This window comes from Pseudoalteromonas sp. KAN5 (assembly GCF_022846535.1).
Lineage (GTDB): Bacteria > Pseudomonadota > Gammaproteobacteria > Enterobacterales > Alteromonadaceae > Pseudoalteromonas > Pseudoalteromonas haloplanktis.
Map to the genome: position 1 here is coordinate 658,979 of NZ_AP025589.1, position 25,884 is coordinate 684,862.

Consider the following 25,884-nt stretch of genomic DNA (forward strand, 5'->3'; position numbering starts at 1 on the left):
TTTCAATGACCGCTTATCGCTCTAAACCGTCTACCAGCTCACACACTAAATGTTGGGTTTCGTTGCTCTCTACTCAACCTACGGTGATAAATTCAACGCCGGGCTGCTCTGGCTTTTCCTAGAACCTTTCACCTCGAATCTTTTCCTTCAACATACACCCAACGGTAAAATTTAACGCCGGGCTACTCTAAAACTGATAGCTGACAGCTTACAGCTATAACTTCTTCAACAACTCAACAATTTTTGAGTAACTTTTGACTGTGGATTTTGAAATACATCTCTAGTTTTACCGTATTCAACGATTTCACCGTGATCCAATACCACGAGTTGGTCGCTAATATGGCGTACTAGGCTTAAATGGTGGGTGATCAAAATATAGCTTAGGCCAGTGTCTTGTTGAAGCTTGAGTAACAGGTTAACGGTTTGCGCGCGTACGGATGGATCTAAAGATGATAACGCTTCATCGAGCACCACCACTTTGGGATCTAAAATTAATGCGCGGGCGAGGGCGACTCGTTGTAGTTGACCACCACTGAACATGTGTGGGTAATAATGTTGGTGGTCGTTTAACAAGCCTACTTTAGATAAGGTGGCGGTGATTTTTTCAGCACGACTTTGTTTATCTAAGTGAGTATTATATTGCAGGCAGTCGTTGAGCATTTCGCCTATGGTGAGGCCCGGGTTTAATGAAGCTTCCGAGTCTTGGAAAATCATCCGAATATGGCGACATTGTTGGTCGCGAATGCCTTTGTCTTCAATGATATTGCCACTGAGTAAAATTTGCCCTGCATCTGCGCTATCAGCTCCAGCAAGCAATTTTGCAAGGGTGCTTTTTCCTGAACCTGTTTCGCCGATAATAGCGAGGGTTTCACCTTGCTCTAGGCAAAATGAAATGTTTTTTAATACTTCGAATCGTTTTCGTGAAAATAAGCCAGCTCTAAGGTTAAAGCTTTTCGATAAGGCTTGCACTTTTAACAGAGGTTGCATTATTTCATTGCCTTAATTAAAGGAAAATGACACGCATAGCTGTGGCCATGCTGCTTAGTTAAAGGCGGTGTAACAACACAAGCTTTCTGGGCTTGTGGACAACGAGGGCCTAGTCGGCAACCGATTGGTAAATGTTGCAAAGTGGGAATTGTCCCTTTGAGCGCATAAAAAGGCTCTTTATGAGCAAGCCCTTGCTCGTAATCTGGCAAGCTTTTTAATAACGCTTGTGTATACGGATGACGTGGCAAAGTAAAAATACGTTGGGTTGGGCCAGCTTCAACCATTTGTCCGCAGTAAAGTACGTGAATGCCATGAGACCAGTTGACGATTTCTTCAAGTTCATGAGAGATCATTAAAATAGACATATTTTTCAGCTGATTTAAGCTTTTTAATAACCTAAAGACTTGTGCACGAGTGGTGCTTTCAAGGGCGGTAGTTGGCTCATCGGCAATCAGTAACTTAGGGGTACGAGCAATGGCCATTGCAATCATTACTTTTTGACACACGCCTTCTGAGAGCTCATGAGGGTAGCTTGATAGTACTTTCTCGTGATCTTTAATGCCCACTTTATGGATCAATGCTTTGACACGCTCTTTGCGCTCGCGGTTGCGCTTTAAGAAAAAGCCAGAGCTTGCTATTTCAGGAAGCGTTTCAGCAATTTGCTCAAATATTTTGGCGGTTGGATCAAGGCAGCGACTGGGATCTTGATAAATCATGGCGATATCGCTGCCAACAATTTTACGGCGCTGCTCGTTTGATAAACGCATTAAGTCAACACCGCGCCAGTGCATCCGGTCGGCGGTGATATGCCAGCGCTTATTTAAAACGCCAACAATGGCTTTGGCGATCAAGCTTTTACCAGATCCTGATTCACCAACCAATGCATGGACTTCGCCTTCTTTGAGGCTCAGGCTCACTCTATCTACGGCTCGGATCACTGTATCTGAAGTACGTAGCTCTATGGTTAAGTTTCGTATATCAAGTAATTGCATTTAGTCAGCCTTACGTGCTTTAAGCACTTGGCGTAGCCCGTCGCCAACTAAGTTGGTCGACAGCACGGCTAAAAAGAGTAATACCCCGGGCAAGCCTACAGTCCAAGGCGCCAAATAAATTAAACCAAGGTTTTCAGCTAAAATTGCGCCCCATTCGGTGGTGGGAGGTTGTGCGCCTAATTTTAAAAAGCCCAATGCTGAAATATCAAGAATAGCGGTCGAAAGCGCCATAGTAAAAATAACCACGATATGCTCATAAATATTAGGGAAAATTCCCCGTGAGAGGATATGCCAATTAGAGGCGCCATCGAGTTTAAATGCGGTGATGTAGTCTTTTCCAAGCTCTGTGACAATCAGGTTTCGTACCGAATGAATAAATTGTGGTAATAAGGCTAAAATAATCGCCCAAACGGTATTCATCAATCCAGGACCTAGTATTGCAATAATAATAATAGCTAATAGTAAGGAGGGGATTGATAAGGTGATATCAAGTAAGTGGTTTAAAAAACTTGAGCGTAATCCACGGCTAATACCCGCAAAAGTACCCACGAGTACACCAATCACTGTGGTTATAAGCGCTGCGATAACGGATAACCCAAAAGTATAGGTTGCGCCGTTCATTAATCGCGAGAGTACATCCCGGCCTAAGTCATCTGTACCCAAAATAAAGCGTACATCGCCCATTTCATGCCATGATGGAGGGATCAGTAAGGCATCACTGTGCTGTTGGTTTACTCCATAAGGGGCAATCAGTGGTGCGGCGGCAGCTAAAATGGCAAAGGCAATAAAAATCCAAAGTCCAACAACGGCGGGGTGATTGGATTTAAACTTTCGCCAAAACCGCGCCAGTGGCGATTTATTTGATTCTTCTGAAAATAAATTAAACTTTGCCATGCGCTTGATTCCGTGACAGCGGGTCGAACAAGGTATAAGTTAATTCTGCAATAATGGTTGCCAGAATTACAAACATCGATACCGCTAATAAACCACCTTGAATGGCTGGGTAATCCCGTTGGTATATACTATCAATTAACCAACGACCAATGCCAGGCCATGAGAAAATGACTTCGGTGATCATAGCAAGTGTGATCAAAGTGCTAAACTGCAAACCAATTTGTTTGATAACGGGTAATAGCGCATTACGTAACGCGTGATGGATAATTAATTGGGCGCGGTTTAAGCCCTTGGCTCGAGCAGTTTTAATATAACTTTGATCAAGTACATGTAACATCGACTCGCGAGTAAAACGCACTAATACGGTAGTCGGATACATTGCCAGCACTATGGTGGGTAATGTTAAGTGATGTAAGGCATCAAGCATTGCCATACCAGCATACGGGAAGTCAGCGAGGATAATATCCAGTAAAATAAAGCCTGTTTGGTAGGGGATCTCGTATAGTAAACCCATCCGCCCAGACATTGGGAACCAACCTAGCTGCAATGAAAACACCATAATCAATAGCAATGCCAACCAAAACACCGGCATAGAGTAACCCACCAAGGTGGTAGAGTTAACCAGTTTATCAGGCCATCGGTGGTGGTATGCCGCTGCAAATATCCCCGCTGGCACACCAACCACTACTGAGATAATCAATGCATAAAGACTGAGTTCCAGAGTTGCCGGAAAGAGGCCAATAATATGGCTGAATACGCTATCTCCTGAGGCAAAAGACAGGCCCCAATCGCCTTGTACAATACGGGCCAGAAACGCAAAATATTGAATTAAATAATTATCTTCAAAATGGTATTTTTCTTGTAACTCACTGGTTTGTGAAAAGCTGGTATTACTGATGCCACTTAAATTACTAAGTGGATCACCGGGAAACAAATAACTCAGCGAAAATGTAAATACACTTAAAGTAAACATCATGAAAAACAGTAAGCCTAAGCGGCGCAAAATATAATGTAATACCATTATTTTTTCCTCGCATTAGCTAAGGAAATTGCCCCAAATGGACCAAGAGGAATACCCTCTACGTCAGCGCTACTGGCTTGAAAACGCATACCATGAGCCAATGGCAGTAGCGGCAGTTCATTTATCAGCATGGCTTGTATTTGTTGGTAATATTCTTTACGTTTGGTTAGATCCGTGGTGTCGAGTGCCTGAGTGAGTAATAAATCAAACTCAGGGTTACACCAATTTGCAGAGTTTTTACCACTAAATGCTGCGGTACAACTAAGCAGCGGACTAAAAAAGTTATCTGGATCGGGGGTATCTGCGGCCCAACCTAATAAAACGCTATCGTGGCGATGTTCACCAATTCGTTGAATAAAGGTATTCCATTCATATTCAACAATGCTGACGTTGACACCGATTTTTCGTAAATCGCTTTGCATTAGCTCAGCCATTTTACGCGCGTTAGGATTATATATACGGCTTACAGGCATCGCCCAAATAGTCATATCAAAACCATTTGGCAGCCCTGCATCAATTAATAGTTTTTTAGCTAGATCCGGATTAAAGGTGGGTAATTTAGGTTGTGCCTGATATGCCCACGATGTTGGTGGTAATAATGATTGTGCTCGAATACCATTGCCGTAATAAACAGCCTGCATGATTTTTTCAACATCAATAGCATGAGCCAGTGCTTGGCGCACGCGCAAGTCATCAAATGGCGGTCGCTGGGTATTAAACGCCCAATAACCTATGTTTAAATTGGTTTCTTTTTGTACGTTGATATCGTCACGTTGCGCTAAAATACTCAGCTGTGCGCTGCTTGGATGTGCCGTGATATCACACTCTTTGGTCAGCATTTTTGCAATGCGTGTAGTACCATTTGGTGTTATGTCGTAGACCAATTGTTCAAGTACAACGTGGTGCTTCCAATAATCTGGATTACGATAATAGCGCACTAAGTGATCGCGTCGATATTCTTTATAGATATAAGGACCTGTACCAACAGGGTATTGATCAAATAAATTCAGTTGCTCGCGCTGCTTTAATTGCATGGCGTATTCGCGAGATAACACGACGGCGAAATCAGTCGCCATATTAGCTAAAAAGCTACTTTCAGCATTAAATAGTTCAAAGCGCACTTGGTAGTCAGACACTCTGACTATTTGGCGGATCAGCTGATCGATTCCAACACTTTGAAAATAGGGGTAGTCAGCATTACCAACAAAATGATAAGGGTTATACACGTCGAATAAACGGCTAAAAGTGAAAATCACATCATCGGCGTTAAACTCTCTGCTTGGTGTAAAGTAAGCCGTGGTATGAAACTTAACCCCTTTACGGAGTGTAAAAGTGACTGATTTACCGTCTTTACTTATTTTCCAATCAGTGGCGAGTTCGCTTTTAAACTCTGCGGTAACCGGATCGATACTGATCAAACGGTCATATAATTGATTGGCAATAATATCGATAGTTGAACCCGTAGTCGTTACTTGCGGGTTAAACGACACAGGGTTAGCCTCAGCGCAATAAACTAAGCCCTGGTTCTTTTCTTCTAACGTCTTTTCTTTGGTATCTAAGCATCCTGTTAGGGATAGCGATAAGATTCCAAGTAATAATTTATACACCCGTTTAGCCTCTGACTATTATTGTTGATCTAACAAGTTGTATTTTTTCAAATAGCCTCGTAGTTGATGATACGTCAAACCAAGTACTTCTGCAGTTTTCTTTTGATTAAATTGACTAAATTCCAACGCTTTTTTTATTAAATCAATTTCAAACTCATTGGAGAGCGCTTTTAAACTACAAGGAAACTGAAATTGTGTACGCGTTGTTGCAACAATCGGTTCTTGAGTGGCAGCAGGAATAGGGGGCGCCTCTGCTATTTTTGTGATCGGCTTTTTGATCCGTTGCTTTGGTCTAAAGCGACTTTCAAATGGGTCTAAAATAATCTGGTGAACGGGAATATGTTCATTACCATGGCGGTATAAACTCCGTTCAACAACATTTTTTAATTCACGAATATTTCCTGGCCAATCATAGCCTTGTAATATTTCCATGGCACTGCGGGTAAAGCCACTGAATAGTTGCCAATCTAAATCTCGGGCCATATTCATGGCAAATTGCTCGGCCAGTAGCATGATGTCTTCTTGACGTTCTCGCAAGGGAGGCAATGTAATAACATCAAACGCGAGTCTATCGAGTAAGTCGCTTCTAAATTCGCCTTGCTCGGCTAAATAAGGGAGATCTTCATTGGTTGCACACACTAGGCGGGTATCGACCTTGACGGTTTGCTTACCGCCTACACGTTCGAATTCGCCGTATTCAATTACTCTTAATAGTTTTTCCTGCACCATGGCGGACGTATTGGCTAATTCATCTAAGAATAGAGTGCCGCTGTTGGCGCGTTCAAATCGTCCTTCGTGGCGTTTACTTGCTCCCGTAAATGCGCCGCTTTCATGACCAAATAATTCACTTTCAAGCAGGTTTTCGTTCAGTGCCGCACAGTTGAGCTTAATGTAGTTTTGCTCCCAGCGCTTTGATAAAAAGTGTAACCGCGCTGCTATTAGCTCTTTACCCGTACCACGTTCACCAATAATCAGCACAGGTTTATCTAAACTTGCCAGTTGTGAAACTTGATCAAGGACAGCTAAAAAGCTGTCTGATTGGCCGAGTAAATTATCTTGTTGGCGAAATTGGCTCATATTCCCTAACTCTTAGTCATTTTTACTAACAGTTAGTGTATTTCATAATCAAGAAGAACTAAAGGAATTTGTATTTTTAGTTTAACATTATGAAATTATTACTGTATTTTATGTTTTATAAAGTTGGCAAGCATATTGTAATAGTAACTGCAGACCAATTAAGTTAAACACTACAGAGGTAAATGTTATGGGAATTTTTTCGCGTTTTGCAGATATTGTTAATTCTAATATCAATGCCATTTTAGATAAAGCTGAAGATCCTGAAAAAATGGTACGTCTGATCATCCAAGAGATGGAAGACACGTTAGTTGAAGTACGTTCAACCTCTGCAAAAACATTAGCAGAGAAAAAAGAACTAGTACGTCGTGTTGATACACTGAAAGAGCAAGTTGCCCAGTGGCAAGATAAAGCTGAGCTTGCCTTGAGTAAAGATCGTGATGATTTAGCCCGCGCCGCACTACTTGAAAAGCAAAAGTCAGCGCAAGCGGTGACTGCTGTTGAAGAAGAGCTAAATCATGTTGAATCACATATTGACAAGTTACAGCAAGAGGTGAGCACGTTACAAGATAAGCTCGCAGACGCAAAAGCACGTCAAAAAGCAATTATTTTACGTCAGCGCTCGGCAGAGTCGCGCCTTGAAGTGAAAAAAGCACTCGACAGCTCTAAAGTAGAAGATGCACTAAATCGCTTTGAACGTTACGAAACCAAGATTGATGGACTAGAATCACAAGTAGAATCGTACGATTTAGGCAAAAAGTCATTAGCGGATGAAATTGCTGAATTACAGCAAAATGAAAAAATTGATGACGAACTTGCAGCGCTTAAAAAGAAGCTTGCTGATAAATAAAGCCAATAATTAATAAAGGGGGGAGCATCTCCCCCTATGCTTAAATAAACGGATTGTGTAGGAGAGGGTTATGTTTAATGCAGAAGTGTTTGTTGCGCCAATTATCATTTTTATGGTTGTGGTCGCACCCCTTTGGTTAATTTTACATTACCGAAGCAAAAAGCAAGTAAGTCAAGGTTTGAGCGAGCACGAACATCGCCAATTAGTTGAGCTTGCTCAAAAAGCTGAGAAAATGGCTGATCGAATAGAAACACTAGAAGCTTTACTTGATCAAGAGGCCCCACAGTGGAGGCGTAAAATATGAGTACTAAACGAGAATTGTTAAGAGACCCAGTACGCGGCAAGATAGCAGGTGTATGCGCAGGACTCAGTGATTATTTCAATATGGAATTGTGGCTAGTACGTATAATTACTGTTTCAGCATTCATACTAACAGGTGGCTCGTTCGTGTTTGTTATTTATATTGCAGCGTGGTTTATCCTAGATAAAAAACCCCGTAATGCACATGGTAAAACTGATGCGTCGTTACATGAAGATCCGCTTGAAGTAAAATTTAAAGTATGGCAAAAAGGTGAGCCACCACGTCGTGCTTTACAAGATTTAAAAGATCGTTTGGGACGTGTTGATACGCGCTTACAAGAAATTGAACGCTATGTAACGTCAACAGAGTTTACGGTTAGCCGTGAAATCAATAAGCTATAAAGGATTTAATAGCACTTTAGACTAAGTAATTATGTAGCTGAAGTGCTAGCTCATTATGATAAATACTTCATCTGCAAAAAACGCCTTTAATAAGCTCAAAGGAAAGGCTGAAAAAGCCGTACATCGTAGCTTAGATCAACATGTAAAATTAGCGGTTACTGGCCTCAGCGGCAGTGGAAAAACCGCTTTTATTACCGCCTTAGTGAAACATTTGACCAGCCAAGCAACAGATAAAAACCTACCGTTTTTTGATGTTATGCAGCAACAGCGTCATATCGCGACCAAAATTGTACCGCAACAAGCATTGACGATACCGACTTTTGATTATTCAAAGGCCTTAAGTGCGTTATTACCGCTAGAAGGACAGCCTCAATGGCCTGCTTCAACTGAGCGTATAAACACGTTGCGCCTGGCTATTAAATATCGCAGTGACTCGGGTTTACGTGGCCACTTTGCCCCGCAATCAACCTTGTATTTAGATATTATTGATTACCCTGGTGAATGGTTGCTTGATTTACCAATGCTAGAGCAAAGCTATCAGCAGTGGAGTGAGCAGCAATATGCGCTATTACAACGCTCTCCTCGGGTTGAAAAAGCGCAGGCATTTTTAACCGCGTTGAGTGAACTTGATTTAAATGCTCCTGTAGATGAAAACGCGTTGAGCGAGATTGCTGCACATTATCAAACGCTATTAATCGGCCTAAAAAAAGACACAAAGCTTGCCATGTTACAACCTGGGCGGATGTTGATGCCCGGTGAATTACAAGGCGCCCCACTTTTATTGTTTTTTCCGGTTGCAAAGTTTACTGATGAAATCATTGCAGGATCGAATTTAGCGCATTTGAAAAAGCGTTTTGATGCTTATGTAAAAGAAGTGGTTAAACCATTTTATAGTCAACACTTTCGTAATTTTGATCGGCAAATCGTGCTAGTTGATGTACTCAGTGCGCTTAATGAAGGAGCAGAGACGCTGCAAGAGCAAGGTGATGTGATCAAACAATTACTTGCTCATTTTAATTATGGCGAAACGGGCTTTTTAAAACGTTTATTCAAACCCAATATCGATAAACTGCTATTTGCCGCCAACAAATCGGATCACATAAGCAGTGCGCACCATAAAGACTTAGCGCTGTTATTAGATTCGTTAGTGCATGAACAAAGTAACCATTTAAAATTTGATGGCGTTAAAATTGAAACTATGGCGATGTCCTCGATTGCTGCCACCATGCCAAAGCAGGTAGTTGAGCAAGGCAAAACGCTTAATTGTATTTATGGTAAACCATTAGCTGAGTCACAATGGCTAACGTATTTACCGCCACAGCCCCCCATGCGTATCCTAGGTAAAGATGAGTGGCCAAGCCATGGCTTTGAGTTTTTATCGTTTGCGCCAATGCCAAGTCCTGATAAACAGTTAAAACATATTCGTTTGGATCATGTCATGCAGTACCTTTTAGGAGACAAATTAACATGAGTGAGACCGCACCCGGTTTTCAAGCTGGAAGACGCATTGAAACCAGTGAGCAGCCTTTAGATAATGAGCTTGCTTTAACCCCAGCAAAAGTGATTGATCAAGGAGAATATGAATATCAAGCAATAAATGACGAACTGTTGGATGAAGAGATTGATTTAGCGCCAGTTTATAAAAAGTCAAAATGGCAAACACTGAAAGCCGTGTTTGCCATTAGCTTTATTGTTTTGGTGTTGCTGGAATTTATATTTTCCATGGTGTTCACATTTGAGCAGTCAATTATCTTAGGTAGTGTGTACTTAATTGCAGTGCTGAGTGGGGTGTTGTTATTAGGCAAGCTGTTATGGCGCGAGTATAGAATGCTGCGTAGTTTAAAGCGCAATCAATTGCATCGTCATGAAGCCGACCGCTTACTTAACAGTGAACAAGTGGGGGGAGCATTGCCATGGCTTGAAAAGCTAAACAAGCATCAGCAATTAACAGGCTTTGACGAGTTTAAAGCCAGTATTGATCATCATCACAGCGATAAAGAGATCATGACTTTATACGCTGATAGCTTACTGGTAAAACAAGATACTCAAGCTAAAAAGCTGATCAACCGGTTTGCCACTGAATCAGGTTTATTAGTAGCACTTAGCCCTTTGGCGCTGGTGGATATGATGGCTGTATTGTGGCGTGGTACTAAACTAATTGAACAAATTGGCCGTATTTACGGTATTGGTTTTGGTTATGCAAGCCGTATTAAGCTTTATAAAATGCTGATCAAACAGGTTATGTTTGTTGGTAGTGCGGAGTTAGTATCAGACTTAGCTGCTACGGCACTCAGTGCAGAGCTGTTGGGCAAGTTATCTGGGCGTGCAGCACAAGGTTTAAGTGCTGGTATTTTTACGGCACGAATCGGTTATAAAGCGATGGAGTTAAGTCGTCCATTACCGCGGCTCGAGCATAAGCGCAGTTTACTCAAAGGCACCGCACAGTTAATCGCAAGTAAAATAGTCTCTCGTAAAAAGACGGTTCAAGAGCAAGACGAGCCAGTTAACTGACAAGATATCTGTACAGTGCTTAAAAAGCGCTGTACAGATGATAGCCATCTGAGCATCCGGCATGCTTGTGATCTATCAGCTGATACGCTTTGATTATCATATTAATAATAATCAAAAAAGATCAAACAATGAACACACTCCACATCGACAGTCAATGCATTCATGGACCAGAAAAAGCCAACGATCCTCATGGAGCGTTAACCGCACCGTTATATCAAACATCAACGTTTCATTTTAGCAGTGCTGCACAAGGGGCTGCGCGTTTTGCTGGTGAAGAGCCTGGTTATATTTATACCCGTTTAGGTAATCCAACTACTACTGAACTTGAGCAAAAGGTTGCACAACTGGAAAGCTGTGAAGCTGCTGCAGCGACAGCAACGGGAATGGGGGCTGTTTCTGCTTCGGTATTAAGCTTCCTGTCGCAAGGCGATCACTTAGTGGCATCAAGTGCTCTATATGGTTGTACGTTTGCGTTCTTCGCTCATATGCTGCCACGCTGGGGAATTGAAGTGACCTTTGTGGATATGACTGATGAACAACAATTACACGATGCAATTAAGCCAAATTCAAAAATGATTTTTGCAGAAACGCCAGTTAATCCAACGATGGCAGTGATTGATTTAGCGCTAATAGGACAAGTGGCAAAACAGCATAACTTGATTAGCGTAATAGATAACACCTTTCTTACCCCGTTACTGCAAAAGCCAATGGATTACGGCATTGATTTGATTGTTCACAGCGCGACTAAATATTTAAACGGCCATGGCGATGTGGTCGCAGGGTTAGTGTGTGGCTCAGATGAACATATTAACTTAATTAAAATGACGGTGCTTAAAGACATTGGCGCAACCATTAGTCCTCATGATGCCTGGCTAATAAACCGCGGGTTAAAAACATTAGCTATCAGAATGCAGCGCCATTGTGAGAGCGCGCAAATTATTGCTGAGTTTTTAGAGCAACACCCACAAGTGAATACTGTTTACTACCCGGGGCTTGCATCTCATCCTGGGTTCAAGTTTATTGGCAAGCAAATGAAAGCGGCCGGTGGCGTAATTGCTTTTGAGTTAAAGGGCAGCCTCAAAGATGGCGAACAGTTTATTAATAGTACACAGCTTTGCACGCTGGCGGTGAGTTTAGGTGATGCAGAAACACTTATTCAGCATCCCGCATCGATGACTCATTCTCCGTATTCACCAGAAGAAAGAGCCGCCGCGGGGATCAGCGATGGTTTGATCCGACTATCTGTTGGTCTTGAAGATGTTAACGACATAATTAACGATCTTAACCATGCCTTTACCAGTATTCGTTAGTTTGTTATCTTAAGTTTACAGTTTGGTGGTTGTAAGTCACTTTAAAATAAAGGGTGTAAACTTTTTGGTTTATCTCTGTAATTAAATATGTACAAATTTGGGGCCGGTATCAATTACTGATATTGGCTCAGCTATTAAACTTTGTCTTACATTTGCTTAGTATCCCTTTAACACGTTGACACCGACACCGGTTTAACACTAAGAAGGTTATTATGGCTAAAGCAAGTAAATACACCTCCAGAACTCCCGATGAAAATGGGGTGATCCACTGGAGCGAAGAAGAAAATAAAATATGGTCAGAATTAGTCGCACGCCAGTTAAAATGCATTGCAGGCAAAGCGTGTAATGAGTACATGGAAGGCCTTGAAAAAATAAACCTTCCTCATGATCGTATTCCACAGTTAAGTGAACTTAACGAGGTATTATTAGCGACAACGGGCTGGCAAGTTGCGCCTGTGCCGGCGTTAATTGATTTTGATGAATTTTTTCGTTTGCTAGCGAATAAACAGTTTCCAGTTGCAACCTTTATTCGTAGCCGAGAAGAGTTTGATTATCTGCAAGAGCCGGATATTTTTCATGAAATATTTGGTCACTGTGCCATGCTTACTAACCCTGATTTTGCTGAGTTTACTCATAAATATGGCCAGTTAGGGTATGCGGCTGAGAAAAAAGATCGCGTTTATTTAGCGCGTATGTATTGGTTTACAGTAGAATTTGGCTTGATGCAAACTGATGAAGGCCTACGCATTTATGGGGGCGGTATTCTATCAAGCCCAGGTGAAACACAATATGTGTACTCAGACAAGCCTGAGATAAACCCAATGAATGTATTGGATGTATTACGTACGCCATATCGAATTGATATTATGCAGCCTTTGTACTACACCATTAATTCTATCCATGATTTATTTGATATTTCACAATTAGATATTATGGCGTTAGTTGCCCAAGCAAAAGAATTAGGGTTACATGACCCAAAGTTTCCTCCTAAAGAAAAATTAGCAAGTTAAGGATTTAAGATGTCATCATTAAGCGCACAAAAATGCGAAGCCTGTCACGTAGACGCTCCAAAAGTATCAGATGCCGAGTTAGCTGAATTAATCAAGATGATCCCAGATTGGGTGCCAGAAGTACGCGATGGCATTATGCAATTAGAGCGTGTTTATAAGTTTAAAAACTTTAAGCAAGCAATCGCGTTTACTAATAAAGTGGGCGATATGGCTGAAGATGAAGGCCATCACCCTGGCCTATTAACTGAGTGGGGAAAAGTGACGGTAACGTGGTGGAGCCATTCAATTAAAGGCTTGCATAAAAATGATTTTATTTGTGCTGCTAAAACGGATGAAGTATTCGCTGCACTATAAACACAATAGTGTTCTGCCAAAGGTACAGTAAAGGCGCTTAATAAGCACCTTAGTTTAATGATAGACCCTGCATTTTATGCGGGGTTTATTTTTGTGCTTTCCCTGCGTCAGGTGTGTAAATAGGCTCAAACAGGTAGTTAGTGGTACGCCATATTACGGCTGAGAATAATGATTTGCAGTCCCTAAAGTCACCTTATTCACTCTAGGTGGCAGTACCTGTAATGAAATAATAAGCGGTTATAGTAAAACCGATAACCAAAAACTAAAACTAATCACACTTAATACGGTTGACAATACCACAGCTCCCGCAAGCGTAACTTGATGTTTGCCGATTTGACTCGCTATGAGGTAGGCGTTAACTCCCACTGGGGAGGCACTTAATAACACCAACACATTTAAAATTTCTCTGTCGAGTACAAATACATAGCTGCCGATTAAAAACACCCCAGCCGGAAGTACAAGAATTTTCATTAATGAGGCAATTAATGCAGGTTGCCAATTTGCAGCTATTTTGTAAAACGCCAAGTTTGCACCTAAAACAAAGAGTGCGCAGGCAATAGCTGGTGTTGCTAATAAGTCTAAACTATTGGCTAAATTATCAAATAAACGAATGCCGCTGATGTTTAATAAAAGTCCACAACCAATACTTAACACAATTGGATTAAGTACCATACTTTTAATAAATGTTGGCCATGAAAAAGCATGTTCGCTTCCTTTGGCGCCTATTAAATAAGTCAATGCAAATAAAAGCGTGCTATGAAAAGTAATGATCATAAATGCAATCGCTATCATCTCTTTGCCCAAAGACGCGATCACAATAGGTATTCCTACTAATACCATATTTGAGTAACTAGAGGCTAAACCAAAGACACTGTGCTCTTGGTAGTTTTTTTCTTTCGCTAGATAGAATCGGTCGATGAGTATGCCACTGGCAAAAACCAACAGAACCGGAATGTAAAAACTGAGAAAAGCCGACAAACTAATACTCTGTTGTAGATCAATACGTGACATATTCAGCAATAAAAAAGCAGGTAAGCTAATATAGAAAGTAAACTTACTTAGGCCAGCAATATGTTGTTGCTGAAAAAACTTTAACTTACAACAGCCGTAACCCAGAGCCACAATAAAAATCAGCGGAAAGATAATTGAAAAAATATGCACGGCTTTATTGCCTTAAAGTTAAAGTAAATATGAAACTGACAGCGTGTTATTAACGCCTAAATTCATCGCTTTGTGGTAAGTTTATTAAAATAAGTACCGCGCCTTTACCACCATATTCAAGAGGCGCTTGGTGTATAGCAATAACATCTGGGTGTTGTACAAGGTATTGCGGTACTTTATGTCTGAGGATATGTCCGCCAATGCCATGCACTACACAGGCACAGTAATAATGCTTCTTTTTGCATTCATGGATTAGGCCCGCTAGCTCATCTTTTGCGATTTCTTTATTTAAACCGTGCAGATCTAATGTTAAATCAGGAATAAAATCCCCACGACGCAGTTGTTTAGCTAAAAATCGATCATGGCCTTCTCGCACATAATTAACTGTGCCATGTGTGTCTATATCTGGCACATATTCATCAGAAAAGAAAAATTCTGACTGATGTTGCTTTTTTTGCTGGGCAAATTGCTTAGCTTGTGACACTTTAGGTTTACTGGCAAAACGGTGAGTGTCTTGTTTAAACACACGGGCACCACTAATACTTTGACGAAACAAGTCAATGTCGTCAGTGCTGATTTGGCTGTTTGAGGAAGGATCTTTTTTCATGGCGGCAGTCTAAACAAAAAAATGCTAAAAATCGAGGAAAAAGCAAGAGAAAAGGCGTTACAATAGGGCAATCATGGGGACAATGATGCGCCCCGATTGAGTTAATATTTTGAAAGTAGCAGGCAGGAACACATGAGCGAATTACTAATAGAAGAAGCAACCTTAGATGAAGCTGTTGCAGAACTTTCAACATTGCACGATTGGCTTCGTTGGACAACCAGCCAGTTTGCTAGTAGTGGTATTTTCTTTGGTCACGGCACTGATAACGCGTGGGATGAAGCTGTTAGCTTATTACTACCGGCGTTAAGTTTACCGATCGACGCACCAAAAGAACTAATGCATGCACGATTAACCAGCACCGAAAAAAACCGCCTTGCAGGCTTAATTGCTGAACGTATTAACGATTTTACCCCTGTTCCATATCTGACTAACATTGCTTGGTTTGCAAATATGCCTTTTTATGTGGATGAACGTGTTCTTATACCACGCTCGCCATTTGCAGAGCTGATCAATAATCGTTTTACCCCTTGGCTTGAAGAGCCACAATCAGTTAACCGCATTTTAGATTTATGCACAGGCTCTGGTTGTATCGCAATCGCACTAGCACAAGCGTTTGAAGAAGCACAAGTTGATGCCGTTGATATCTCGTATGAAGCACTCGAAGTGGCCGATATTAATATTACTGATTATCAGTTGAATGATCGTGTTTTACCAATTCAATCAGATGTGTTTAGTGGTGTTCCTGGTCAAAAGTATGATCTTATCGTGGCCAACCCACCGTATGTTGATGCCGAAGATATGGCTGATTTACCCCGTGAATTCCACCACGAGCCAGAGCTTGGCTTAGCGTCAGGTCATGATGGTCTAGATGTTACTCGTACAATTTTGAGTGAAGCGGCAGATCATCTAACTGATAACGGTTTGTTATTTGTCGAAGTAGGTAACTCTATGGTACACATGGATGCACTTTACCCTGGCGCACCGTTTGAATGGATTGAATTTGAACAAGGTGGCTTAGGCGTATTTGTGATCAGCAAAAAGCAGCTAGTTGAATATTTCGCTGACTGAGCAATATAAAAATTAAAACCGAGCCTAAGGCTCGGTACTTAGTAGTCATTAGGAATGAGGAAAGTTAATGGCAGGTAATAGCATAGGGCAACTATTTAAAGTGTCCACCTTTGGCGAAAGCCACGGCGTTGCCCTAGGCGGTGTTGTGGATGGCACGCCCGCAGGCCTTGAAATCACAGAGGCTGATTTACAAATTGATTTAGACCGTCGCAAACCGGGGCAAAGTCGTTATACAACACAGCGCCGCGAAGACGATCAAATAAAAATTCTTTCTGGTGTATTTGAAGGTAAAACCACCGGTACTAGCATTGGTTTATTGATTGAAAATACCGATCAGCGTTCAAAAGATTACGGCAAAATTAAAGATGTATTTCGTCCAGGTCATGGCGATTACACTTATTGGCATAAATACGGCTTGCGCGATTACCGTGGTGGTGGCCGTTCATCTGCGCGAGAAACAGCTATCCGCGTAGCGGCAGGGGCTATTGCGAAAAAATACCTAAAGCAATTTTATGGTATTGAAGTACGTGCATGTTTAAGTCAACTTGGGCCAATTAAAGCGCAAAGTTACGATTGGGATGAAGTTGAAAACAATTTATTTTTCTTCCCTGATGCTAGCAAGCTTGAAGCACTTGATGAATACATGCGTGACCTTAAAAAACAAGGTGATTCAGTAGGCGCTAAAGTAAAAGTAGTCGCTAAGAATGTACCCGTTGGTTTAGGTGAGCCAGTATTTGATAGGCTTGATGCAGAGCTTGCTCACTCATTAATGAGTATTAACGCAGTAAAAGGCGTTGAAATTGGTGATGGTTTTGATGTGGTTGAGCAAAAAGGCTCAGAGCATCGCGATGAGTTAACACCTGATGGTTTTACTTCAAATCATGCAGGTGGCGTGCTTGCAGGTATCTCTACAGGGCAAGATATTATCGCATCAATTGCACTTAAGCCCACTTCGAGTATTACTATTCCTGGCAACAGTATTAACACCGAAAACGAAGCGGTGGAAATGATCACTAAAGGTCGTCACGATCCTTGTGTGGGTATTCGTGCAATCCCAATAGCGGAAGCCATGATGGCGATTACATTAATGGACCATTTACTGCGCCAACGGGGGCAAAACCCACATGTTCATCATGAGCATGGGCCAATTAAAGGCTCAATTTAGGGGCTAGTTAATTGTATTTAGAGTGATTTAGAAGCGCGACTATATGTCGCGCTTTTGTGTTGTGAACGGTTTCATATATCAAAGCTTAAGGAGTGGGATCAGGCTGTGTTTCTGATCTGTCCATTGTGTAATACGTGTTTTTGAATAGGGGGTAACGGGTGATAGATCAGTAATCGCTATAGAGTTTAAGAATGCCTGATTACTGGTTAGTACAACCCACTCAGATCCTAATTGCGTATCCGTATATTTAAATTTAAGCAGCGATTTATTAAAACGTTTACTGTGTATTTGTAACACCGGCATTAAATCAATATGGTTATTGGATATATGTAGGATCAATAAACCATTACGCGTTAAACGCTGCCAGTATAATGAAAATGCTTCTTCAGTGAGCAAATGAGTTGGAATTACATCACTAGAAAAAGCATCAATGATCAGTGCGTTCATCAATGGTGCTTTATTTTTGACTTCTTCGGTTAAGGTGATCCTGCCATCGCCAATGGCAACCTCAATTTGTGCAGGACTATCTTGTAAATACGAGAAATAACTTGTCGCCATAGTATAAACCGCAGGGTTAAGCTCATAAAAACGGATTCTATCGTGTTTATCGCCAAACTTTGCTAATACGCCTGCGCCTAAACCTACAATGCCTATATTGAGGTTTTCTTGTTTTTTTAACGCAGACAGTGATTTGGCGATACCAGTATGTTGATGATAATAGCTATTTTTAAGCTCAGTGTGTTGATCAAGTGGCTGCGAGCCGTGAATGGTTGTGCCATCAATTAACCGTCTTTCAGCAAGATCAGGGGTTGTAATGTCTTTGACGGTGACATACCCATAGAAGTTTCGTTCAGAGGCCAAATTGTATTGATTAAAATTTATAAACAAATAACTGTAACTTGCGCCCCAAACCAACAGCGTAGAGAGTAAAGTCGCTTTATAAAGTACTGATAAATTTTCGGTTTCTGCGAATTGTAGGTAAATAAATAACGTGAGTATCGCAGCTAAGGCGACAATGTACTCTGTTATTTGTGTAAATAATACCGGGGCCAGTAATGCACTGAATAAACTGCCTATCACACCACCTAAAGCGATATATAAGTAAAATACAGTAAGCTGTGAGCCATCGGGTGCGAGCTTCCTAAGTTCACCATGACAGATCATACAAACAATAAACAAAATAAAGCCATAAATTAGTAGTTGAGCAAGGGCATTAAACTGGCTACCGAGGAAAAACATAATGAGGCCTGCAAATACACTGAGTATGAGTAAATAAGCCCAATGAGTACGGTGATAGTTTTTTACAGAGGCAAAAGTATAACTGAAGGTCAGCAAATAAATTGCTAGGGGCAAAGTCCAGACCAGTGGCATAGGCGGGATATTAGTACTGATCATTTGTGTTGTTGCAATCAGCATTATTGAACTGGTTGCGGAAAATGCGATCCAGAGCACGTTAGGTTTAACGAACAAGCGATTTTTTTGCGCCGTAGCTGTTTGCTGTATAAGCGTACCATTTCTAAACAATACATAAAGCAAGCACAGTAGCAGGGTACAGTAGGTGATTAACCCCACTATCCAATAGTGCTTTTGTTCATTGATTGACAATGTCACTTCAAAAATAAATGGGTAGCTCATCAAAGCAAGTAGTGATCCCAAGTTAGAAAGTGAATACCAATGATACGGGACTGTTGAATGGGTTGATTCAATATACCAACGTTGTAAAAGCACGCTGGTGGCACTGAGTAATATAAAAGCAAGGCCGACTTGCACGAACAGTTTAGCGAATACTAAGGTTGTAGGGCAGAGCAGTAAAAACGTAGTAACATCAAGGTGGCTAAAGGTAATGATGCTTGATAAAAGTACAAGTACAGTATGGGTAAGAAGTTGGTTTTTTAGCTGATAACGACTTAATAAGTGGGCATATAAATAGCCAAGTAAGAGCATACCTTGATAGAAAAATAGGCTGCTAGACCACACCGAAGCACCGCCTCCAAACTCTGGAAGCAGTTGTTTTGATAAGATAGGTTGAACTTGAAAGAGCAAAAATGCGCTCACAAAAATAATGAATGTTGATAATATCCGTTGCATCTTTTTTATTACGTAATAAATGGTGCACCAACCATCGACTTAACTCATTTATTCAGCAATGTAATAACCCTTGAGTTTATCTTAAGAAAACCTTAATCTATGATTTATATATATTTATTGGAGTTGTGAGTGACTGGGTTTCGTATAGGAAATTTTGATGTTGATGTTAGTCGGTGTAAAATTTCGTCAGCTGAAAGTGAACAAGTTGTGGAACCTAAGGTCATGGATGTGCTCCAATTTTTGTATTCTCAGCGTGGTAAGGTGGTTAGCCAAGAAGACATTTTTGCCGCTGTATGGCCTAACGCTGTTTTTAGTCCAAGCAACGTGCAGCGCAATATTGCTTTACTGCGCAAAGCATTAAAAGAAGACTCAAAAAAGCCCGCAATTTATTATTACTCATCCTAAACGGGGTTACTGCCTTGAGCTTGATAAAGAAGAAAGTTCGCAAGGTGTAAAATGGCCGATATTCGTTTTTATTGCTGTAACACTAATATGTATAGCTGGAGGCTGGTTTAGTTTTTCTAAACAGATCATAAAAACCGACTTTTCTGTGCTTGTGCCTGTAACCTCTGATGAAGAGAATGAGTCTTATCAATCGCAATCCCATAGTGGAGATTATCTTGCGTTTGTGCGCGGCGATGATAATAAACAACACATATGGTTAAAAGAATTTAAAACAGGTAAAGAAGTAAAATTAACTCGTAACCCTTCGACTTACACTAGTTTAGGTTGGAGCCCTGATGATCGTGCGCTCGCTTTTATAGAAACATATAATGATGCAGTACAATTGGCGTATTTTAATTTGGATATGCTTAATTTAACGACTTTAAGTTATAGTAAGATACTAGAATTTAAAGAATATTTAGTTACTAGTCAGCAATTACAGTGGGCTAATAACAATCAGATTTATTTTATTGAGCGACAAAAAAATAACAATGAAACGCAGCTTTCGCTTGCCAATATAGAAACCAAACGAAAAAAAGTAATCAAAGCATCAGTGGGTCAAGACTGGTTAAAGTTACATGCGTTGTCGCCAGATCAAACGCAATTAGCACTAGGTTACGAGGCTGGGCAAAATAACTACCGCATTGACATACTCAATTTATCGGATAATAGCAGCAAAGCAATTGCTATAGTTGAAAATGGTATTCAGGGCCTTAGTTGGCATCCAAGCGGGGAATACCTGTTAATAAGCAACACCAATAAACTAGTGCTTATCGATCGACAGGGTAATTCAACTGATATTGCATTTAATAATTATCAAATTATCCGAGATGCGAGTTATACCCCATCGGGTGAAGAAATATTAATGGAGCTTGTTAATATTGATGTTGATATTTTGCGCAGCACCAATACAACACCTCAACAGTATGAAAAGCTTATTGATACTTCATCGGTTGATTTCTTACCTGTATTCTCGCCTGATTCAAGTAAATTTGTATTTGAATCTCATCGGTTTGGTTTAAAGCAACTATTTCTGTATGAGCAAGGTAAGCAAACACTTATTTTTGCAAACCCAAATAATGAAGAGCTGTTTGGGGTGGTTTGGTCAAAAAACGGCGAAGAAGTGATCACGGCAAGCAAAGATAAGCTATTTCGCATAAATTTAAATAGCGGTGATTATCAAGAAATACCTCATCCACATCATTCATTTTATCTCAGAGAAAAGTTTAATAACGAAGATGCGATATTAGTTTCATATCGCTCTGAAGACGGTGTTACATTTCATCCAGCAAAATTAGACATGCAAACACTAAGTTTAACGCCATTTACTGGTCAAGGGGAGCGGTTGGCTTGTTATGCAATGGCTTTAGATAAATACGATCGGGTTTACTTTTCTAACAACAAACAAGTATTTAGACTCACTCATGATAACAGCTTTGAGCAACTATGGCAGGCTGATGACAACGATATTATCGGTCTGGCGGTCGATGATCAAACATTGAATATTACCTCAGAGCAACACGATGGCTATCTGCTCACTATGCTTAATTTACACAGTGCTCGCTCAGAAGTACGGCATATAGTGAATGAGAAGGGCAATATGCTAATCAATGCTTCACATGATAGTACGCAGTTTTTATATCTTACCAAGCCGAAGCGAACACGCACTTTGGTGAGGTTACGGTAGCGCCTTTAAACACTTAAATTGACATGTTTAGTGAATAATCTAGCGCTATTAGTTTCACTAATTCTCTTTTTATAGGGTTGTGAGGAGCGTGATCAGCATGAAGCAACACAATATCAATAACGGGCAAAGGTGGTAGAGCTGGATCATTAATCACTATTAGTCCATTAGTGTTACTTACCTCAGCCATTACACCAACGGCCAGATTAGCTTGCACCAGTGCAGTGAGTGCGCTTACGGAGCCACAGCAGGCAATAATGTTGAATTGGCGCTCGGCCTTTAATAATCCTTCTACAGCTGCTTGATGAAATTTGCAATCACGCTGAAATATCGCAATAGGCAAAGTCATATCGGGTTGATAGTTAAATTTAGGGCTTTTAACCCACACACCTTTACTTGCTTGTAAAAAGTAACCTTCTTCTGAGCTGGGTGAGCGCGTCGCTATTACCATATCAAGTAAGCCTTGATCTAGCTGTGCTTTGAGCTGATTGGTAGGCGCGCAACTAACTTGCAAATCAAGGTACGGTATATGTTTATGCAGTAATGCCACAACTTTCGCTAATACCGTCCCAGCATAATCGTCAGGGCAGGCTAAGCGCACACGGGTTTGTCCGCTAGCGGTTTTAAGTTGTTTATAGGCTTCATCATGCAGTGCTAATAGCTGCTTTGCGTAGCTTGCTAAATGAATGCCGCTGGTAGATAAAACCAGTTGTCGTCCTTGTTTTACAAATAGTTGATTACCCAGCTCTTGTTCGAGTTTTTTCATTTGCATACTGACCGCTGATTGGGTGCGGCATACCTGTTGTGCTGCACGAGTAAAGCTACCAGTATCAACAAAGGCGCAAAAAGTGCGCAGGGCGTCTAAATCCATAGTTAACTCATTTATCAATTTTACTTATGTATTGTATAAAAACTATTGGTAAGTAATTAGTTTAACACTGCTATATAGTGAGGCTATTAAACACTAGCAAGGAACACAAATGCAATTATTTATCGGTAATAAAAACTATTCGACGTGGTCACTTAGAGCATGGTATTTAATGAGTAAATTCAATATTGTTTTTACTGAAAAACAACTCGTGTTAGATACTCCTGAGTTTTATGAAGCGCTTAAAAATAATTTTTCAGTACAAAAAGTCCCCGCCTTGATAGATGGTGACTTACAGGTGTGGGACTCACTGGCAATTTGTGAATACATCAATGATACTTATTTATCTAATGCAGCTTGGCCGAAAGAGCGTGCACAGCGAGCGACAGCCCGCAGCTTAAGCGCTGAAATGCATTCGAGCTTTATGGCATTACGTAATGAAATGCCGATGAATATACGCGCAAAGCGCAAAGTTGAGTTATCTGTGGCGGCAAAAAAAGATCTAGCGCGCATTGATGAAATTTTTACCACACAACAAGCGTGTTACCCCAATGCGTGGTTGTTTGGTGAGTTTAGTATTGCAGACGCCATGTACGCTCCGGTTGTGCTTAGGCTAAAAACCTATCAAATAGTTTTGTCAGCTGCTGCAGAGCAATATTGCCAGCATGTTTTAAGTTGCCCTACTTTACAACAGTGGATCATTGAATCAGGCAAAGAAACAGATATTGTTGCTTGCGATGAAGCGGGTATTGATGTTACCTAAAGTGAATTGTTAATCGATAAGTGTATACGTATGGAACAGATGGAGCTATCACATCAGAGGGCATTAAAGCGGTTAGAAAGGTTTAGTCGTTTTACCGATAGTAGTATTGGTATTCCTTTTACCAATTTTAAATTAGGTGCAGAGTCTCTGATTGGCATTTTGCCTGGGGTAGGCGATTTAGCAGGTCTAATTTTATCAAGTTATGTGCTTTTTGAAGCGCAGCGTTTAGGTGTTAGTTGGGGTGTTAAATTACGGATAATCACAAATATGCTGATTGATTTTTTTGGTGGCCTAATTCCTATAGTGGGCGATATTTTTGATATGTTTTTTAAAGCCAATACCCGTAATACGAAGCTATTGAAAAAGCACTTAGCAGAACGGGTAGAATAGCGGGTTTATTTGTTACTATTAAAAAAGTACTCGGCAATCACTTGTTTTTGTTGGCCAAACTGGTCTGAAATGCCAATACCAATACCGATAATTTTGCCCTCTGCAAATGGGGGATGAGCTTGCATATAGTCATTAACCGTCGCGAGGTTTGGGTTTTTCTCGTTCGCTAGTAATGTTAAATGTGGCTGAAAATTTTGAAATACATTAGGACTACCATAGCGTTCAAATGCCGTTAATTTATTTGGGTAGTGTTTAACCCAGCTTGGGACGGCCGCGTTTGTATCTCGTAATGGCTCAATGGCGAGTGTTACTTCGTCAGATAGCCTTTGTAGCTCAGATGAATAGTGCAAATTAATAAATGCCCAATTACTTTGTGACACACTAAAACCTTGTGCGGTGATAGTAAATGCTTGATGTTGCTTAGTAATACTTTCGACCGCATGTTTAATTGCTTGCTCCGAACCTTCTGCAAAATCAGTTAAATATAAAGTAGCGTGCACAGGCATGCCTTTTTCATAAAAGCTAATCATCCCTTGTTTTTTTAATGCTTCACTGGTCTGCTCAATTAAGTTAATAATTGGCTTTGAAGGAATGGCAAACACATTAATGCTAATACTTTGTGCAAAAGCAGGGATTGATGCGTTAAAAAGTATAATAAGTAAAAATATCGAAGGTTTTATAAAGGCTAATTTGAGCATCTGTTTTAGTGGTCTATTATTGGGTTTCGCTAATGGTAAGGCTTATTGCTGAAGTAGTAAACTGCGTTTGTTGTTTTCTACATGAGGATGTTATAACTCAGGAAATAGCCCTACATTAGAGAAAATGCATGTTGTTAAATTTGCCAGTTGAACGTTAGTTTTATGTGATTTTGATGGCAGTAACGCTATATTTTGTACTTAACAGAGGCATATAACTTTTTTATTGTGCTATGTTTTATAATTAAAGCACTGAAGTGTCATACGATTTTTATCATAATTAATGAAGAACTTTGCGAGGTCCCTAAATTAACTTTATGAGCTTGTAATATGAAAGAACTAGAAACACTGTATCCCTGTCCACAAATACCGATATCTAAATGGCGGTGTCAATTTGAGTCTGCAAAAGATGAAAATAACTTTCTTGCGAGTAAATTTGAGCAAGATAAAAAAGTAGCGCAATATTTAAGCAGTATTATCTCAGTTGTTTTAGTTTTTATTATTTTTTGCGATCCAATGGTTGTACAGCCAAGGTTTTGGCCTGATGTAACTCTGCTTTGGCGTGGTGGGTTAATACTGATATGCATTGTTGGTATTGTTGCGTTAAATTATATAAATAGTGTCAAGCAGTTACATTATGTCTGTTTGGGATTTGTTTTATTTTTGTTTTTTAACCTTCAAGGTATGACGCTTTTATTTTATGAAAACTATATTTTATATGTTTTCTTTGATGTTATTATTTTGATTTCGCTATACTTTTCAACCTTATTCTCATTTAAAACATCTTATATTCTTGGTTTGATGTACGGGGTCGTTGCCACAATTGTTTTACTTATGAGCAAGTCTGTGGGTTTGCATGGCGAATTAATGGTGTTTGCAGCGTACGTATCAACTAATTTAGTCGGAATCGTTATTTCAGCGCATGAACACACTTTAAAAAGACAATTCTACGTCAGAAATCAGTGGCTTAAAGGGTTGGCGAAAGAAATGAAAGCACAGGCATTCAAAGATGCTTTAACAAAATTACCTAACCGGCATGCATTTAGTGCTTATTTCCCGCGTTACCAAATCCTGGCTCAAAACTTATTGCCCGATGAACCTAAAAAAGTATATGTAGCTATGGGGGATATCGATTACTTTAAATCAGTCAATGATACTTATGGACATGATGTTGGTGACGCCGCCTTGATTGAGTTTTCTGAAGTTTTGGCTGCAGCATTGCAACCAGAAGACATGCTATTTCGCTTTGGTGGGGAAGAGTTTGTGTTGGTTTTACCTTCGTATACAGCCGAGCAAGTCGATGCATTATTTAATAAAATTATTAAACAGCTTAACCATAACATCTTTAAGGTTAATGAAATTAAGCACCCAATCACAGCGAGTTTTGGGATAACCGCACTTAGACCTAATGAGCAAAGTAATGCGGCCCTTGCTCGCGCAGATTCAGCGTTGTATAAAGCTAAACACAATGGCCGAAATCAATTTGTGATGGAAAATATGCAACAAAGCTTTGATGATGTTGTTAATTTGCGAAATACATAACTATAACCAACAAGTACTGCATTGATTTTTACTTTGCATTAAAAAGTCCGTACAATTCGCCTCGATTTAGCGTGTACGCATTGTATTTTTTCGAGGC

Annotated in this window: 26 protein-coding genes; 15 read left to right on the forward strand and 11 right to left on the reverse strand. The window is 40.4% G+C overall.

The window, feature by feature from the left end; translation table 11 throughout:
- Window positions 1–225: 225 nt before the first annotated feature.
- From KAN5_RS02825 to pspF, 6 genes are read right to left on the reverse strand one after another with little or no spacing between them, the layout of a single operon-like run.
- The gene (locus KAN5_RS02825) at window positions 226–987 is read right to left on the reverse strand and encodes an ATP-binding cassette domain-containing protein (protein WP_016710243.1); all 762 of its coding nucleotides are present in this window, start codon (window positions 985–987) and stop codon (window positions 226–228) included.
- Complete coding sequence (locus KAN5_RS02830; RefSeq protein WP_016710244.1) at window positions 987–1,979, reverse strand: oligopeptide/dipeptide ABC transporter ATP-binding protein; 993 nt, start codon at window positions 1,977–1,979, stop codon at window positions 987–989. Before KAN5_RS02830 ends, KAN5_RS02825 begins: the two co-directional genes overlap by 1 nt.
- Window positions 1,980–2,873 carry an ABC transporter permease subunit gene (locus KAN5_RS02835; protein WP_064713890.1) on the reverse strand — a complete coding sequence of 298 codons (894 nt, stop codon included), beginning with the start codon at window positions 2,871–2,873 and terminating at the stop codon, window positions 1,980–1,982.
- Entirely contained in the window at window positions 2,860–3,894 is a 1,035-nt protein-coding gene (locus tag KAN5_RS02840; RefSeq protein ID WP_016710246.1) for an ABC transporter permease, read from the reverse strand. The genes KAN5_RS02835 and KAN5_RS02840 overlap by 14 nt, the downstream gene beginning before the upstream one ends.
- Window positions 3,894–5,501 carry an ABC transporter substrate-binding protein gene (locus KAN5_RS02845; protein WP_016710247.1) on the reverse strand — a complete coding sequence of 536 codons (1,608 nt, stop codon included), beginning with the start codon at window positions 5,499–5,501 and terminating at the stop codon, window positions 3,894–3,896. Before KAN5_RS02845 ends, KAN5_RS02840 begins: the two co-directional genes overlap by 1 nt.
- Before the next feature lie 18 nt (window positions 5,502–5,519).
- The gene (gene pspF / locus KAN5_RS02850) at window positions 5,520–6,578 is read right to left on the reverse strand and encodes a phage shock protein operon transcriptional activator (protein WP_244390416.1); all 1,059 of its coding nucleotides are present in this window, start codon (window positions 6,576–6,578) and stop codon (window positions 5,520–5,522) included.
- A 187-nt stretch (window positions 6,579–6,765) separates the two neighbouring features.
- Here pspF and pspA point away from each other — a divergent pair, with 187 nt between their 5' ends.
- From pspA to KAN5_RS02890, 8 genes are all read left to right on the forward strand, one after another.
- Window positions 6,766–7,425, forward strand: coding sequence for a phage shock protein PspA (gene pspA, locus KAN5_RS02855; protein WP_016710249.1), 660 nt, complete (start codon window positions 6,766–6,768; stop codon window positions 7,423–7,425).
- A gap of 70 nt (window positions 7,426–7,495) precedes the next feature.
- Window positions 7,496–7,729: an envelope stress response membrane protein PspB gene (gene pspB / locus KAN5_RS02860; RefSeq protein WP_016710250.1), complete on the forward strand. Its 234-nt coding sequence runs from the start codon at window positions 7,496–7,498 to the stop codon at window positions 7,727–7,729.
- A complete protein-coding gene (pspC, locus tag KAN5_RS02865) occupies window positions 7,726–8,127 on the forward strand; it encodes an envelope stress response membrane protein PspC (protein WP_016710251.1) in 402 nt (133 codons plus the stop codon). Before pspB ends, pspC begins: the two co-directional genes overlap by 4 nt.
- A gap of 58 nt (window positions 8,128–8,185) precedes the next feature.
- A complete protein-coding gene (locus KAN5_RS02870) occupies window positions 8,186–9,598 on the forward strand; it encodes a YcjX family protein (protein WP_029216269.1) in 1,413 nt (470 codons plus the stop codon).
- Window positions 9,595–10,638, forward strand: a complete 1,044-nt coding sequence (locus KAN5_RS02875; protein ID WP_016710253.1) for a TIGR01620 family protein — start codon at window positions 9,595–9,597, stop codon at window positions 10,636–10,638. The genes KAN5_RS02870 and KAN5_RS02875 overlap by 4 nt, the downstream gene beginning before the upstream one ends.
- A gap of 128 nt (window positions 10,639–10,766) precedes the next feature.
- Window positions 10,767–11,948 (forward strand): methionine gamma-lyase, encoded by a 1,182-nt coding sequence (gene megL / locus KAN5_RS02880; RefSeq protein ID WP_244390419.1) that lies wholly within the window; start codon window positions 10,767–10,769, stop codon window positions 11,946–11,948.
- Window positions 11,949–12,160: 212 nt separating this feature from the next.
- Window positions 12,161–12,958: a phenylalanine 4-monooxygenase gene (gene phhA, locus KAN5_RS02885; RefSeq protein WP_016710255.1), complete on the forward strand. Its 798-nt coding sequence runs from the start codon at window positions 12,161–12,163 to the stop codon at window positions 12,956–12,958.
- A gap of 9 nt (window positions 12,959–12,967) precedes the next feature.
- Window positions 12,968–13,312, forward strand: a complete 345-nt coding sequence (locus KAN5_RS02890) for a 4a-hydroxytetrahydrobiopterin dehydratase (protein ID WP_016710256.1) — start codon at window positions 12,968–12,970, stop codon at window positions 13,310–13,312.
- 237 nt (window positions 13,313–13,549) lie between these two features.
- On the opposite strand, the gene KAN5_RS02895 is transcribed toward KAN5_RS02890, so the two are convergent.
- Together KAN5_RS02895 and smrB are read right to left on the reverse strand one after the other, a co-directional pair.
- Window positions 13,550–14,473, reverse strand: a complete 924-nt coding sequence (locus KAN5_RS02895) for an AEC family transporter (RefSeq protein ID WP_138554376.1) — start codon at window positions 14,471–14,473, stop codon at window positions 13,550–13,552.
- 49 nt (window positions 14,474–14,522) lie between these two features.
- Window positions 14,523–15,080, reverse strand: coding sequence for an endonuclease SmrB (smrB, locus tag KAN5_RS02900; protein WP_016710258.1), 558 nt, complete (start codon window positions 15,078–15,080; stop codon window positions 14,523–14,525).
- Between the two features lie 132 nt (window positions 15,081–15,212).
- Here smrB and prmB point away from each other — a divergent pair, with 132 nt between their 5' ends.
- Window positions 15,213–16,148, forward strand: coding sequence for a 50S ribosomal protein L3 N(5)-glutamine methyltransferase (gene prmB, locus KAN5_RS02905; protein ID WP_138554377.1), 936 nt, complete (start codon window positions 15,213–15,215; stop codon window positions 16,146–16,148).
- 67 nt (window positions 16,149–16,215) lie between these two features.
- On the forward strand, window positions 16,216–17,313 hold the full coding sequence (gene aroC, locus KAN5_RS02910; protein WP_244390421.1) for a chorismate synthase: 1,098 nt from the start codon (window positions 16,216–16,218) through the stop codon (window positions 17,311–17,313).
- 78 nt (window positions 17,314–17,391) lie between these two features.
- On the opposite strand, the gene KAN5_RS02915 is transcribed toward aroC, so the two are convergent.
- Window positions 17,392–19,401, reverse strand: a complete 2,010-nt coding sequence (locus KAN5_RS02915; RefSeq protein ID WP_244390422.1) for a fused MFS/spermidine synthase — start codon at window positions 19,399–19,401, stop codon at window positions 17,392–17,394.
- A gap of 129 nt (window positions 19,402–19,530) precedes the next feature.
- Here KAN5_RS02915 and KAN5_RS02920 point away from each other — a divergent pair, with 129 nt between their 5' ends.
- Window positions 19,531–19,806, forward strand: coding sequence for a winged helix-turn-helix domain-containing protein (locus tag KAN5_RS02920; protein WP_244390423.1), 276 nt, complete (start codon window positions 19,531–19,533; stop codon window positions 19,804–19,806).
- A gap of 145 nt (window positions 19,807–19,951) precedes the next feature.
- Window positions 19,952–21,532: a TolB protein gene (locus tag KAN5_RS02925; protein ID WP_244390425.1), complete on the forward strand. Its 1,581-nt coding sequence runs from the start codon at window positions 19,952–19,954 to the stop codon at window positions 21,530–21,532.
- Between the two features lie 13 nt (window positions 21,533–21,545).
- On the opposite strand, the gene KAN5_RS02930 is transcribed toward KAN5_RS02925, so the two are convergent.
- A complete protein-coding gene (locus tag KAN5_RS02930; protein ID WP_244390427.1) occupies window positions 21,546–22,400 on the reverse strand; it encodes a LysR family transcriptional regulator in 855 nt (284 codons plus the stop codon).
- 109 nt (window positions 22,401–22,509) lie between these two features.
- On the opposite strand from KAN5_RS02930, the gene KAN5_RS02935 reads away from it, so the two are divergent.
- Window positions 22,510–23,160: a glutathione S-transferase family protein gene (locus KAN5_RS02935; protein ID WP_138554382.1), complete on the forward strand. Its 651-nt coding sequence runs from the start codon at window positions 22,510–22,512 to the stop codon at window positions 23,158–23,160.
- A gap of 39 nt (window positions 23,161–23,199) precedes the next feature.
- Window positions 23,200–23,550 carry a DUF4112 domain-containing protein gene (locus KAN5_RS02940; protein ID WP_244390921.1) on the forward strand — a complete coding sequence of 117 codons (351 nt, stop codon included), beginning with the start codon at window positions 23,200–23,202 and terminating at the stop codon, window positions 23,548–23,550.
- 5 nt (window positions 23,551–23,555) lie between these two features.
- On the opposite strand, the gene KAN5_RS02945 is transcribed toward KAN5_RS02940, so the two are convergent.
- The gene (locus tag KAN5_RS02945; RefSeq protein WP_244390428.1) at window positions 23,556–24,248 is read right to left on the reverse strand and encodes a 2'-5' RNA ligase family protein; all 693 of its coding nucleotides are present in this window, start codon (window positions 24,246–24,248) and stop codon (window positions 23,556–23,558) included.
- A 327-nt stretch (window positions 24,249–24,575) separates the two neighbouring features.
- Here KAN5_RS02945 and KAN5_RS02950 point away from each other — a divergent pair, with 327 nt between their 5' ends.
- Window positions 24,576–25,787: a GGDEF domain-containing protein gene (locus tag KAN5_RS02950; RefSeq protein ID WP_244390429.1), complete on the forward strand. Its 1,212-nt coding sequence runs from the start codon at window positions 24,576–24,578 to the stop codon at window positions 25,785–25,787.
- The last annotated feature ends 97 nt before the right edge of the window (window positions 25,788–25,884 follow it).